We start from the raw sequence: 12711 nt of genomic DNA, 5'->3' as shown, positions 1-12711 counted from the left end.
GGTTAGGGCACCGGTGTGACACCGACCGCCGCCCGCCCCGCACAGCGACGGTCCGTAGCATCGTGCCGATGGAGCGACGAACCCGGCCACCTCGCCGACCCGACCGCCGACTCGGCCTCAACGTCGGCCGGGTGTTCGGGGTGCCACTGCACCTCAACGGCTCCATGGTCCTGCTCGCGGTGGTCATCGCCGTGCTGTACGCCGAGTTCGCCGCCCGGCAGCTGGACCTGCCGCAGATCAGCGGCTATCTGATCGGCTTCGGCTTCGTGGTGTCCCTGCTCGGGTCGGTGCTGCTGCACGAGCTGGGGCACGCCCTCACCGCCCGTCGTTTCGGCATCGGTGTGCGCGGGATCACCCTGGAACTGCTCGGCGGCTACACCGAGATGGACCGGGACGCCCCGTCGCCCCGCGTCGACCTGCTGGTGTCACTGGCCGGCCCGGCGGTCTCCGCGGTGCTCGGCGTCCTCGCGGTCGCCGCCACCCTCGCCCTCCCGCCGGGGACCGTGGTCCACCAGCTCGCCTTCCAGCTCGCGGTCAGCAACGTCATCGTCGCGCTGTTCAACAGCCTGCCCGGGCTGCCGCTCGACGGCGGCCGGGCGCTGCGCGCGGCGGTGTGGGGGCTGACCCGCGACCGGCACCTCGGCACCGAGGTCGCCGGCTGGGCGGGACGCGTCGTCGCCGTCGGCACCACGATCGTGGTCCTGGTGCTCACCGTCGCCGACTACCTGGCGCCGTTGGCGCTGCCGCTGATGCTGCTGGTCGCCGTCACCCTCTGGCGCGGCGCCGGGCAGTCGATCCGGGCCGCCCGGGTCAGCCGCCGGTTCCCGCTGATCGACCTGTCCCGGTTGGCCCGTCCGGTCTGGCCGGTGGCCACCGGTACGCCGCTGGCCGAGGCGCAGCGCCGACGCGCCGAGGGTGGGCAGCCCGGCTCCGCCCTGCTGGTCACCGACTCCGCGGGCCGGCCGGCGGCGTTGGTCGACCCGGTCGCCGCGGAGGCGGTGCCGGTCGAGCGCCGGCCGTGGCTGGCGGTGGACACCGTCGCCCGATCACTGGGCACGATCCCCACCCTGTCGGTCGGCTGGGACGGCGAGCGGGTGATGGAGGCCGTACAGACCCACCCGGGCGCACAGTACGTGGTGACGTCAGGCGAAGATGTCGTCGGCATTCTGCACATCGCGGACCTTGCACAGCTCCTCGAACCCAACCGGAAGATGACACCGTGACCGCAACTCCCTCCGCCGTCCCCGCCACCACGGCGCTGACACCCGTGCACCGCGGGCCCTTCCGGCCCGGCGACCGGGTCCAGTTGACCGACCCCAAGGGGCGGATGCACACCGTGACGCTGGAGCCGGGCAAGGAGTTCCACACCCACCGTGGCATCCTGGCGCACGACACGCTGATCGGGCTCCCCGACGGCAGTGTGGTGACCACCTCCGGTGGGGGCACCGCGTTCCTGGCCCTGCGGCCACTCCTGTCGGACTACGTGCTGTCCATGCCGCGTGGCGCCCAGGTCATCTACCCGAAGGACTCGGCGCAGATCGTCGCGATGGGCGACATCTTCCCCGGTGCCAAGGTCCTCGAGGCCGGCGCCGGCTCCGGCGCGCTGAGCTGCTCCCTGCTGCGCGCCGTCGGCACCGAGGGCGAGCTGCACTCGTTCGAGCTGCGCGACGACTTCGCCCAGATCGCCAAGCGCAACGTCGAGGCCTTCTTCAACGGACCGCACCCGTCGTGGCACCTGCACGTCGGTGACGTGGCGCAGTGCCAGGAGACCGGCTTCGACCGGATCATCCTGGACATGCTGACCCCCTGGGAGACGCTCGACATGGTGGAGCGGGCGCTGGTGCCCGGCGGGGTGTTCATCGGCTACGTCGCCACCACACCGCAGCTCTCCGAGCTGGTGGAGGCGTTGCGCGAGCGCGGCGGCTGGACCGAGCCGCGGGCTTGGGAGTCGCTGGTGCGCGACTGGCACGCCGAGGGCCTCGCCGTCCGTCCGGACCACCGGATGATCGCGCACACCGCGTTCCTGGTGTCCGCGCGCAAGCTGGCCCCGGGGGTGACCGCGCCGCCGCGTCGGCGCAAGCCCAGCAAGGGCACCGAGGCGTACGCCCAGCGCCGCCAGGACCTGCGCGCGGCGGAGGCCGCCCGGCAGGCCGCCGCCGCCCAGGCGGCCGGTGCGCAGCCCGACGGTACGGGGGAGATGGACAGGCCGTGACCATCGAGCTGGGCGTCGGTATCGGCGAGCAGGGGGAGGCGCCGGCATGAGCCGACCGGGCTACGGCGGCGGGGACCTCCCCGCGGTCTTCCCCGACTGGTCGCCCTACCAGGACCTCGAGTCGGCGGCGCGGGCCTACCTGCGCGATCCGGACGTCGCCCTGGAGGCGCTCGGCGGCGTGCTGCGCGGCGCATCGGTGCTCGGCTTCACGCTGGAACGCTTCGTCAACGAGGTCAACGGCGTGTGGCAGGAGGTCGTCGTCTGCGACGGCAGCCGCCTGATCCTCTGGCACGGCGAGGACGTGCCGCCGGAGGAGGGCCCGCCGGGGTCGATGACGTCGTCGCTGCGGGTGGTGCCGGTCTCCACCATCACCGAGGTCGGCTGCCGGCGGCGGCTCAACCGGTCCGACAGCGGCGAGATCCGGGTCGACAGCATCGACGTCTACCTGCTGCTGACCTCACTCGACGAGGCGCCGCCGAGCGAGGAGATGGCCGGCACGCCACGGCACGACGCGCTGCGCTTCGGCAAGACCCTCGACGACGGCGGGGCCGGGCAGATCGCCCGGTTGGAGGAGTTCGCGCGGCTGGTCGCCTCGGTGGTCGGTCGTCCGCTGCTCTGAGGCGTACCCCTTTCGGGGCCCGGCCGGGCCCGCGCGGCCCGGCCGGCGGGTCGGTCAGTCGTCCTCGGCCTCCGGGCCGGCGACCTCGACACCGTCGCCGCGCACCACGTGGATGCAGTCGCCCGGGCACTCCTTGGCGGAGTCGATGACTTCGAGCCGCAGGTGGGCGGGCACGTCGACCCGGCTGCCCGGCGCCAACAGCAGCTCACCGTCGGTGCTCTTGACGTACGCGAGGCCGTCGACGTCGAACTCGAAGACCTCCGGCGCGTACTGCACGCAGAGCCCGTCGCCTGTGCAGAGATCCTGGTCCACCCAGACCTGCAGCTGATCGGTCGCGACCTCGGCCACCGGTGCACCCCCCATGTTCTCCCGTCCTACGCTTTGACGGTACCCGAACGCCAGTAACGGCCCGTCAGGCCACCCTTGGCGATCAAGGTTCGGTGACGAGGGTGTTGCGTGGGACCGAATCGGCCTCATAGCGGCTAGTGTTAGGGCAGAACGTTCAAGCCCCCCGGGGAGGTGGGACGTGGCAGCACGCAGCGACGACGCGGACTCGCGCGCCGCACGGTGGGAGAAGGAAGCCCACGATCTCTCCACGCAGGTCGCGTTCCTTCAGGAGGAACTCGCCCTGGTGCGGCGCAAGTTGACCGAAAGCCCCCGACACGTCCGGCAGCTCGAAGAGCGGCTGGCGGCCACCCAGGCACAGTTGGCGCGGCTGACCGAGAACAACGACCGGCTGGTGAGCACCCTCAAGGAGGCTCGCACGCAGATCGTGACGCTCAAGGAGGAGATCGACCGCCTCGCGCAACCGCCGAGTGGTTACGGCGTCTTCCTGGCCAAGCACGACGACGGCACGGTGGACGTCTTCACCGGCGGTCGCAAGCTACGGGTCGCGGTCTCGCCCTCGCTCGAGGTGGGCGACCTGCGCCGTGGCCAGGAGGTCCTGCTCAACGACGCGCTCAACATCGTCGACGCGTTCGGCTATGAGCGGGTCGGTGAGGTCGTGATGCTCAAGGAGATCCTGGAGGGACCAGGCGGCGGGCCGGGTGACCGGGCGCTGGTGGTCTCCCACTCCGACGAGGAACGCATCGTGCACCTCGCCGAGACACTCATCGGCTCGGCGATCCGGGCCGGCGACTCGCTCATGATCGAGCCCCGCTCGGCGTACGCGTACGAGCGGATCCCGAAGAGCGAGGTCGAGGAGCTGGTCCTGGAGGAGGTGCCCGACGTCGACTACGGCGACATCGGTGGCCTCCAGTCGCAGATCGAGCAGATCCGCGACGCGGTGGAGCTGCCGTTCCTGCACGCGGATCTGTTCCGTGAGCACCAGCTCCGCCCGCCCAAGGGCATCCTGCTCTACGGCCCGCCCGGCTGTGGCAAGACGCTCATCGCCAAGGCGGTGGCCAACTCGCTGGCCAAGAAGATCGCCGAACGGCAGGGCAAGGAGAAGCACACCAGCTTCTTCCTCAACATCAAGGGCCCCGAGCTGCTCAACAAGTACGTCGGCGAGACCGAGCGGCACATCCGGCTGATCTTCCAGCGGGCACGGGAGAAGGCCGGCGAGGGCACCCCGGTGATCGTGTTCTTCGACGAGATGGACTCGATCTTCCGGACCCGTGGCTCCGGTGTCTCCTCCGACGTGGAGAACACCATCGTCCCGCAGCTGCTCAGCGAGATCGACGGCGTGGAGGGGCTGGAGAACGTCATCGTCATCGGCGCCTCCAACCGGGAAGACATGATCGACCCGGCGATCCTGCGCCCCGGTCGGCTCGACGTGAAGATCAAGATCGAGCGACCGGACGCCGAAGCGGCCAAGGACATCTTCTCGAAGTACATCCTCTCCGGGCTGCCCCTGCACCCGGACGACCTGACCGAGCACGGGGCCGACCCCCAGGCCACCGTCGCGGCCATGATCGACGCCGTGGTGCTGCGGATGTACTCGGAAACCGAGGAGAACCGCTTCCTCGAGGTCACCTACGCCAACGGTGACAAGGAAGTCCTCTACTTCAAGGACTTCAACTCCGGCGCGATGATCCAGAACATCGTCGACCGGAGCAAGAAGATGGCCATCAAGGAGTTCCTCACCTCCGGTCGCAAGGGGCTGCGTCTGCAGCACCTGCTCGACGCCTGCGTCGACGAGTTCCGCGAGAACGAGGACCTCCCCAACACCACCAACCCCGACGACTGGGCCCGCATCTCCGGCAAGAAGGGCGAGCGGATCGTCTACATCCGCACGCTCGTCTCCGGCGGCAAGGGCGCCGAGGCCGGTCGGTCCATCGAGACCGCCAGCAACACCGGTCAATACCTCTGACCGCCCAGCGGCGGCACCGGACACGTCCGGTGCCGCCGCTGCGTGTGTCGTTCCACCGCCACCCGCCTGAGCGGGCCAACGGCTGCGCCCACAACGGCTAGACTGCGGCGATTTCACTGACCTACCGAACGAGGATATTCGTGCGCGCCCAGGCCACGTTGGAGATGCCAGGAGTGCCGGAAGGCACACACAGCCGGGACCGGGGCACCGCACCCGCACACCGACGCCCCCGGGCGGGCGTGCTGCTCGCCGTCCTCCTCGCCTGCTGGCTCGTCCCGCTCGCCGCGAACGCCATCCACGGCCCGTGGCTGCTGCCCCCGCTGATCCTGCTCGGCACGGCCAGCCTGCTGCGCTCCGGACGGAGCCTGCTCGACCGGCTGGTCCTCGCCCTCGCCCTGCTCGCCGGCCTCACCTGCGCCGCCGGCCTGATCTTCACCGTCTGGCCCTGGGGGCTGCACCCGGTCCCGGTCACCGGCCTGACGCTGACCGTCCTGGCCCTGGCCGCCGTGCTGTCCCGGCGCGCACCCCGACTGCCCCGACCCCGATGGTCCGACCTGGTCTCGCTCGCCGCCGCGGCACTCGCCGCCGGCTACCTCGCCACCCCCTACCTGTGGGCCACCGGCTTCGGTCAACGCCTCAACCTCGCCATGATCGGCGAGGACAACGCCCGGCACCCCGCCCTCTTCGACGAGATCGGCCGCCTCGGCGGCTACCTCTTCATCGACCCCGACACCTCCCGGCAGCACATCTTCTCCGGCCTGGTCCACTACCCGCAGGGCTGGCACTTCACCACCGCCCTGCTCGACGGCTTCCAGACCCCTGGTGACCTGCCCGCCGGGCCGGCCCTGCTGAACCACTACCTCTTCTGGTCCCTCGCCACCTTCGCGATGCTGGTGCTCGCCCTGATCTGGGCGGCCCACCACGTCGCCGGCCCCCTGCACCCGCTGCGCCGGCTGGTCCTGGTCATCGCCGTGACCGCGCTCGCCCTCGGCACCGAGCTGCCCCGGCTGCTCGTCGCCGGGTACCCCAGCGAGACCTTCGGGCTCAGCCTCGCCGCGTTCGTCGTCGCCCTCGTCGCCCGCCCCCTGCACCGGCTACGCGAACAACTGCTCCTCATCGGGGCGCTGCTGATCGGCATCGGCTTCAGCTACTACCTCTTCCTCATACCGACCGGCGCCATGGTGCTCTGCTGGCTGATCGCCGATCGCCGCCGGCTGCGCGCCCGCCCCGGCACTGTCGCGATCATCGCGGGGTTCACCGCCGTGCTCGCCCCGCTGATCGCCGTCATCGGCGTGCTCTTCGCCGGGCAGAGCGAAGCGCTCGCGGCCCCCGGCGGCGCACCACTGGGCGAGATCTACAGCACCGTCGTCGGGCTCGGCGCACTCGTCCTCGCCGCCGTCATCGCGCGCACCAACCTGAGCGAGTCCACCTGGCGGCGCTACCTCGGCGTCCTCTCCGTCGCCGTGCTCTTCTCCGCCGCCATGGCCGCCGTGAACCTGGTCAACGGCAACCCGCCCGCGTACTACTTCGGCAAGAGCGCCCACCTGCTCGTCCTCGTCCTCATCGTGGGCACCGCCGCGCTCGCCCGCCTGCTGCCGGTGCCCGCCCCGAGCACCGACGCCGAGCCGCGACGCCGTCCGATCACCGCCGCCCTGCCGGCGGTCGCCACCGCCGTCCTGGTGACGATCGCGGTGGTCCTCGGCACCGGCCTGTTCAGCTGGACCGGCGGCTACTTCCACCGCAGCGCCAGCAACTCCACCTGGACGAAGGCGTGGGTCCACCGCGACCGAACCGCCATCACCCGCTCGGCGGCGGTCACCGCCGTCGCCGCCCGCAACTACCCGGCGATCCCCGGCACGGTCACGCTCGTCGTGGACGGGCACGGAGAACAGAGCTACCGCGAGTCGGTCTTCCTCTCCGCCCTCCAGAGCACCACCGCGCAGACCGAACCCGGCATCTATTTCTCCATCTTCGCGGAGCCCGCCCGGACCGCGGAGGTCCTGCGTCGCACCCCCCGCCCACTGCGGCTCATCATCGCCGGCCCGGCCGCCCAGCAGGCGGTCGACGGGATCCTCACGGCGAACCCGTCCCTCCGGGAGGGTCTGACCGTCGTGCCACTGAAACCCGCCACGGCACGGTAGCCGCGCCGCGCCGACCGGCAGGGCGGCGCGATAGGCCACCGCGCAGACTAGTCTCGATGGTGTGAGCGGCGGGCACGCCGGCTCCAGGGGCGAGCGAAGCGAGTGGTCGCATGACGGTACGTCGGATCATGGGCACCGAGGTCGAGTACGGCATCTCCGTGCCCGGACAGGCTGGAGCCAACCCGATGGTCACCTCATCACAGGTGGTCAACGCCTACGGGGCCCGCCCAGAGCTCAACCGGGGCGGGCGGGCCCGCTGGGACTACGAGGAAGAGTCGCCGCTGCGCGACGCCCGCGGCTTCACCTACTCCGGGGCGGCCTACGACCCGGCCGAGGCCCTCGCGGACGAGGACCTCGGCCTCGCCAACGTGATACTCACCAACGGCGCACGGCTCTACGTCGACCACGCCCACCCCGAATACTCCACTCCGGAGGTCACCACCCCCCGGGACGTGGTGCGCTGGGACAAGGCCGGCGAGCGGGTGATGGCCGAGGCGTCCCGCCGCGCCGCCACCATCCCGGGCAGCCAGCCGATCCACCTCTACAAGAACAACACCGACAACAAGGGCGCCAGCTATGGCTCCCACGAGAACTACCTGATGCGCCGGCAGACCCCTTTCGCCGACATCGTGGCGTACCTGACGCCGTTCTTCGTGACCCGCCAGATCGTCTGCGGCGCGGGCCGGGTCGGCATCGGGCAGGACGGCGGCCAGACCGGCTTCCAGATCTCCCAGCGCGCCGACTTCTTCGAGGTCGAGGTGGGCCTGGAGACCACGCTCAAGCGGCCGATCATCAACACCCGCGACGAGCCGCACGCCGACGCCGACAAGTACCGCCGGCTGCACGTCATCATCGGCGACGCCAACCTCTCCGAGATCTCCACCTACCTCAAGGTCGGCACCACCGCGCTGATCCTCACCATGATCGAGGAGAAGGCGCTCGGGGCCGACCTCGGCATCGCCGACCCGGTCAGTGAGCTGCGCGCCGTCAGTCACGACCCGTCCCTGACGCACCGCATGCGACTGCGCGACGGTCGACGACTCACCGCACTCGACCTGCAGTGGGCGTACCTGGAGCGGGTCCGGTCCTTTGTCGACGACCGGTACGGCACCGACGCCGACGAGCAGACCGTCGACGTGCTCGACCGCTGGGAGAGCGTCCTGGACCGGCTGGGGCGTGATCCGATGCTCTGCGTCGACGAGCTGGACTGGGTGGCCAAGCTGCGGCTGCTCGAGGGCTACCGGGAGCGGGAGAAGCTCGGCTGGGGCTCGCACAAGCTCCAACTGGTCGACCTGCAGTATTCCGACGTCCGGCCGGAGAAGGGCCTCTACCATCGGCTGGTCTCCCGGGGCGCGATGAAGACGCTGCTCACCGACGACGAGACGCGTACCGCGATGACCGAGCCGCCGGAGGACACCCGGGCCTACTTCCGGGGTCGCTGCCTCGCCCAGTACGCGTCCGAGGTCGTCGCCGCCAGCTGGGACTCGGTGATCTTCGACGTGGGCCGGGAGTCGCTGGTACGGGTGCCGATGATGGAACCGGAGCGAGGCACCCGTGCGCACGTCGGGGCCTTGTTCGACCGCTGTGCCAGCGCCAAGGACCTGCTGGAGACGTTGACCGGAGGCTGAACACGCGTCCGGATGCCCGTCGTGTGCTGTAAGCCGGCGCGCGGCGGGCTTTTCGTCGCCCGCGCGAGGTAAGTTCATCGCAGACGATCGTGGAGGAGGCAGCAGTGGCCACTCATGACAGCGGCGGCCAGTCGCAGTCCGGCAAGTCCCGTCAGGGCGAGGAGATCGAGGACGTCACCACCGAGGCCAACCCCGAGGTGGCCGAGCGGCACGCCGAGATCACCGAGGACGTCGACGACCTCCTCGACGAGATCGACTCCGTCCTCGAAGAAAACGCAGAGGAATTTGTCAGAGGCTATGTCCAAAAAGGGGGACAATAGAGGCACTTCTGGTCAAATCGGACATGCCTCGTCTCTCGGATGACCGAGACGGCCACCGCCGCTGCTGGGACTGTGGTGAGTGGCTGCCCCTCGATCAATTCTGTGCCAACAGCAGGCGACCCGACGGTCATGGCAGCTACTGCAAGCCGTGTTTCAACGTCCGCTCGAAGGCCAGCTATGCCAAGCGTCTAAAGGAGCGGCAAGGTCGGGACGTGCGTCAGCTGCCGTCGGTGCCGGAGGGGCACCGACGGTGCCCGGCCTGCGGTGCCACCAAGCCCTTCGATGACTTTCCGCGGAACCGCTCCGGCCGTGGGGGATACGGCCGATACTGCAAGCCTTGTCACAACGAGAAGGGCAAGGAGAGCAAGATTCGGCTGCACGGCGGCACTCGTGAGTACCACCTGCGGCGGCGCTACGGCATCGGGGAGAAGGAGTTCCAGGAGCTCCTGGCCGAGCAGGGCGGGGTGTGCGCGATCTGCGGCGGCGCGGACCCGCAACATCTGGACCACGATCATCGCACCGGATGGGTGCGCGGGATACTCTGCTTCAACTGCAACGGTGGTCTTGGCCAGTTCCGTGACAGTCCCATGAGGCTGGCCAGGGCGATCACGTACCTGAGAGGAACCACGTGGCAGCGGGCTTTGATCCATCCGGGCGTCTACCAGATGTGTTCACCAACGCGGGGACGTCCTCCTTCACGACGTTCCTGAGTCGGGTGGCCCCCGAGATGCTGCCCGGCCGGCGGCCGCTGCCGCCGGGCATGGCAGCCGACCTGGCGCCGCACGCGACCACCATCGTGGCCATCTCGGCCGCCGGTGGCGTCGTGATGGCCGGCGACCGACGGGCCACCATGGGCAACCTGATCGCGCAGCGCGACATCGAGAAGGTGCACCCGGCCGACGCGTACTCGCTGGTCGGCATCGCGGGCACCGCGGGCATCGGGATCGAGCTGATGCGACTGTTCCAGGTGGAGTTGGAGCACTACGAGAAGATCGAGGGCGCGATGCTCTCGTTGGACGGCAAGGCCAACCGGCTGGCGTCCATGATCCGCGGCAACCTGGGCGCCGCCATGCAGGGCCTGGCCGTGGTGCCGCTGTTCGCCGGCTTCGACCTGGCCGCCGCGGACCCGACGAGGGCTGGACGCATCTTCAGCTTCGACGTCACCGGCGGCCCGTACGAGGAGACCGGCTACGACGCGATCGGCTCCGGCTCGCTCTTCGCGAAGTCGGCACTGAAGAAGCGTTTCCGGGCCGGCCTGTCGGTCGACGACGCCACCCGGCTCGCGGTCGAGGCGCTCTACGACGCGGCCGACGACGACACCGCGACCGGTGGACCAGACCTCACCCGCCGGATCTACCCGGTGGTGATGACCGCTACCGCGGAGGGCACGCGCCGGTTGACCGACGCCGAGACGGCGGCGATCGCCGAGGGCGTGGTCGCCGGTCGGATGGAGAACCCCGGCGGTTGAGCCCCGTCCACCCCCACCAGTCAGCAGTCGTCAGCACAGCGCCGTAAGGAGAACCGCCGCCGTGGCCATGCAGTTCTACGCCTCGCCCGAACAGATCATGCGCGATCGCTCCGAGCTGGCCCGCAAGGGCATCGCTCGGGGTCGCAGCGCGGTGGTCCTCAGTTACTCCGGCGGGGTGCTCTTCGTCGCGGAGAACCTCTCCAGTGCCCTGCACAAGGTCAGCGAGATCTACGACCGGATCGGCTTCGCCGCGGTCGGCCGGTACAACGAGTTCGAGAATCTGCGCCGCGCCGGCGTGCGGATGGCCGACCTGAACGGGCTCAGCTACGACCGGCGTGACGTCACCGGCCGAGCCCTGGCCAACGCGTTCGCGCAGACGCTCGGCGCGATCTTCACGGAGCAGTCGAAGCCGTTCGAGGTGGAGATCTGCGTGGCGGAGGTCGGGGCCACCGCGGACGACGACGAGCTGTACCGGTTGACGTACGACGGCTCGGTCAACGACGAGCCGGGGCGGATGGCCATGGGTGGTCAGGCCGAGGCGATCACCGGTGTGTTGAAGTCGCAGCACCGGGCGGACATGTCTCTCGGTGAGGCGGCCCGGGTGGCGGTGCAGGCGTTGAGCACTGTTGGTGGTGAGGGCGGCGCCGCCCGCACGATCGCCGCCAACCAGCTCGAGGTGGCGGTGCTGGACCGCCACCGGGTCGGGCGCACGTTCCGCCGGATCACCGGTGCCGCGCTGACCGCCCTGCTGGACGGCGATGTGGCCGCCGCGGAGCAGCCGGCGGAGGCGGGCGGCCCCGACACGCCGTCGCAGCCGACTACGGAGGCACACAAGCCGACGACGTCGGCGGGCTCCGCCGACCTGGAGGACAAGCCGGCGGACGGCAAGTAGCACCGGCCAGAACGGCGGGCGGCTGAGTTCCATCGGCCGCCCGCCGCAGCACGTTCTCCTCTGGGCGGGGCCGACGTCGCGCGCCGTAGCCGGTCAGTGGCGCTTGAGCAGTGGCTTGGCGAGGCTCCAGTAGGCCCCGGCCAGGATGTTGAAGGCACCCAACCCAGGGGTGGTGACGCCGGTCGGGGGAAGCCGACCGGTCATCAGCTCGGCGATGACGCCGTCGGGCACTCGGCGTTCGGCCTGGAGTTGCCGGCGGCGGCTGCGCACCCAGCCCCGGTGCTGCCACAGCCAGCGCCATCCGCGGATCTTGTGTCGGGCCCAGCCGGCGGTCAGCGCGTTCGTGAGCATCGCGGCTTCGGTGAGCAGCAGCGCGGGGGCGAGCACCGCGAGGGTACGGGCCTGGTAGGTGGTGAGCAGGGTGACCAGCCGGTTGCGTTCGACCAGGTAGAGCTTGAGTGCGTTGCGGGAGAACTCGTAGTGGTGGCGTACCACGGCGTCCGGTACGTACTCCAGGCGCAGGCCGCGTTGGCGCAGCCGCACGCTCAGTTCGGTGTCCTCGTGGTAGGCGAAGTACTCGGGGGCGAAGCCGTCGAGTTCGCGCCAGAGGCGCCGGTCGATGACGAAGCAGCAGCCGCTCAGTGACGGCACCGAGCGACGGTGGGCGTGGGCGGTGGCGGGCTCGCCGTTGCCGCCCGCCCAGGAGAGACCGGCGAAGTGCAGTGGGTTGCCGGCGGTGTTGATCAGCTCGGGTTGGTCGGCGAGGCGGATGGACGCCATCGCGGCACCCACGCCGTCCTCGGCGGCCACCTCGGTGATCTTGGCGAGGGCGTCGGGTGCGACGATCGCGTCGGAGTTGACGAAGGCGAGCCAGTCGCCGGTCGCTTCGGCGGCGCCGACGTCGCAGCCGCCGGCGTAGCCGGTGTTGTGCTCGGGGGACAACACGCGTACCCGGGGGAGGTTCGTCACGGCGTCGATGCCGTCGCCGGTGCAGCCGTTGTCGACGACGATCAGCTCGACCGTGACGTCGGTGCTGGCGAGGACGGCGCGGGCAGCGTCGACCAGGTACGGCTCGGGGCCGTAGGCCAGCATGACCACGGTGATCCGAGGTGGTGCCATG

The 12711-nt window shown here is 70.4% G+C and carries 12 protein-coding genes; 10 read left to right on the top strand and 2 right to left on the bottom strand.

Features of this window, described 5'->3' with window-relative positions:
- Positions 1 to 68: 68 nt before the first annotated feature.
- From ABGB10_RS12345 to ABGB10_RS12335, 3 genes are read left to right on the top strand one after another with little or no spacing between them, the layout of a single operon-like run.
- The gene (locus tag ABGB10_RS12345; RefSeq protein ID WP_347661002.1) at positions 69 to 1223 is read left to right on the top strand and encodes a site-2 protease family protein; all 1155 of its coding nucleotides are present in this window, start codon (positions 69 to 71) and stop codon (positions 1221 to 1223) included.
- Positions 1220 to 2212: a tRNA (adenine-N1)-methyltransferase gene (locus tag ABGB10_RS12340; protein ID WP_347661001.1), complete on the top strand. Its 993-nt coding sequence runs from the start codon at positions 1220 to 1222 to the stop codon at positions 2210 to 2212. The genes ABGB10_RS12345 and ABGB10_RS12340 overlap by 4 nt, the downstream gene beginning before the upstream one ends.
- Positions 2213 to 2258: 46 nt before the next feature.
- Positions 2259 to 2831 carry a hypothetical protein gene (locus ABGB10_RS12335; RefSeq protein ID WP_347661000.1) on the top strand — a complete coding sequence of 191 codons (573 nt, stop codon included), beginning with the start codon at positions 2259 to 2261 and terminating at the stop codon, positions 2829 to 2831.
- Positions 2832 to 2885: 54 nt separating this feature from the next.
- On the opposite strand, the gene ABGB10_RS12330 is transcribed toward ABGB10_RS12335, so the two are convergent.
- The gene (locus ABGB10_RS12330; RefSeq protein WP_347660999.1) at positions 2886 to 3179 is read right to left on the bottom strand and encodes a ferredoxin; all 294 of its coding nucleotides are present in this window, start codon (positions 3177 to 3179) and stop codon (positions 2886 to 2888) included.
- 178 nt (positions 3180 to 3357) lie between these two features.
- Between ABGB10_RS12330 and arc the strand changes: the two genes are divergently transcribed.
- The 7 genes from arc (at position 3358) to prcA (ending at position 11591) form a co-directional block, all read left to right on the top strand.
- Positions 3358 to 5142 carry a proteasome ATPase gene (gene arc / locus ABGB10_RS12325; RefSeq protein WP_347660998.1) on the top strand — a complete coding sequence of 595 codons (1785 nt, stop codon included), beginning with the start codon at positions 3358 to 3360 and terminating at the stop codon, positions 5140 to 5142.
- Positions 5143 to 5282: 140 nt separating this feature from the next.
- Positions 5283 to 7283, top strand: coding sequence for a hypothetical protein (locus ABGB10_RS12320; protein ID WP_347660997.1), 2001 nt, complete (start codon positions 5283 to 5285; stop codon positions 7281 to 7283).
- A 110-nt stretch (positions 7284 to 7393) separates the two neighbouring features.
- Complete coding sequence (dop, locus tag ABGB10_RS12315) at positions 7394 to 8911, top strand: depupylase/deamidase Dop (protein WP_347660996.1); 1518 nt, start codon at positions 7394 to 7396, stop codon at positions 8909 to 8911.
- Positions 8912 to 9015: 104 nt separating this feature from the next.
- Positions 9016 to 9231, top strand: coding sequence for a ubiquitin-like protein Pup (locus tag ABGB10_RS12310; RefSeq protein WP_030332902.1), 216 nt, complete (start codon positions 9016 to 9018; stop codon positions 9229 to 9231).
- A 212-nt stretch (positions 9232 to 9443) separates the two neighbouring features.
- Positions 9444 to 9941, top strand: coding sequence for an endonuclease VII domain-containing protein (locus ABGB10_RS12305; protein WP_347660995.1), 498 nt, complete (start codon positions 9444 to 9446; stop codon positions 9939 to 9941).
- Positions 9860 to 10699, top strand: coding sequence for a proteasome subunit beta (gene prcB / locus ABGB10_RS12300; protein WP_278139398.1), 840 nt, complete (start codon positions 9860 to 9862; stop codon positions 10697 to 10699). Before ABGB10_RS12305 ends, prcB begins: the two co-directional genes overlap by 82 nt.
- Before the next feature lie 61 nt (positions 10700 to 10760).
- On the top strand, positions 10761 to 11591 hold the full coding sequence (gene prcA, locus ABGB10_RS12295; protein ID WP_347660994.1) for a proteasome subunit alpha: 831 nt from the start codon (positions 10761 to 10763) through the stop codon (positions 11589 to 11591).
- Positions 11592 to 11684: 93 nt separating this feature from the next.
- Here prcA and ABGB10_RS12290 read toward each other — a convergent pair whose 3' ends face one another.
- Positions 11685 to 12710, bottom strand: a complete 1026-nt coding sequence (locus ABGB10_RS12290; RefSeq protein ID WP_347660993.1) for a glycosyltransferase family 2 protein — start codon at positions 12708 to 12710, stop codon at positions 11685 to 11687.
- Position 12711 lies beyond the last annotated feature (1 nt).

It is taken from the genome of Micromonospora sp. B9E7 (assembly GCF_039871815.1).
Classification (GTDB): Bacteria; Actinomycetota; Actinomycetes; order Mycobacteriales; family Micromonosporaceae; genus Micromonospora.
The sequence above is the reverse complement of the archived record's forward strand: the minus strand, read 5'-3'. Positions and strand labels throughout refer to the sequence as shown.

Bases quoted from the DNA above. Each gene is read 5' to 3' on its own strand.
- ABGB10_RS12345 (WP_347661002.1), top strand. From the start codon at position 69: ATGGAGCGACGAACCCGGCCACCTCGCCGACCCGACCGCCGACTCGGC.
- ABGB10_RS12335 (WP_347661000.1), top strand. From the start codon at position 2,259: ATGAGCCGACCGGGCTACGGCGGCGGGGACCTCCCCGCGGTCTTCCCC.
- dop (WP_347660996.1), top strand. From the start codon at position 7,394: ATGACGGTACGTCGGATCATGGGCACCGAGGTCGAGTACGGCATCTCC.
- ABGB10_RS12290 (WP_347660993.1), bottom strand. From the start codon at position 12,710: ATGGCACCACCTCGGATCACCGTGGTCATGCTGGCCTACGGCCCCGAG.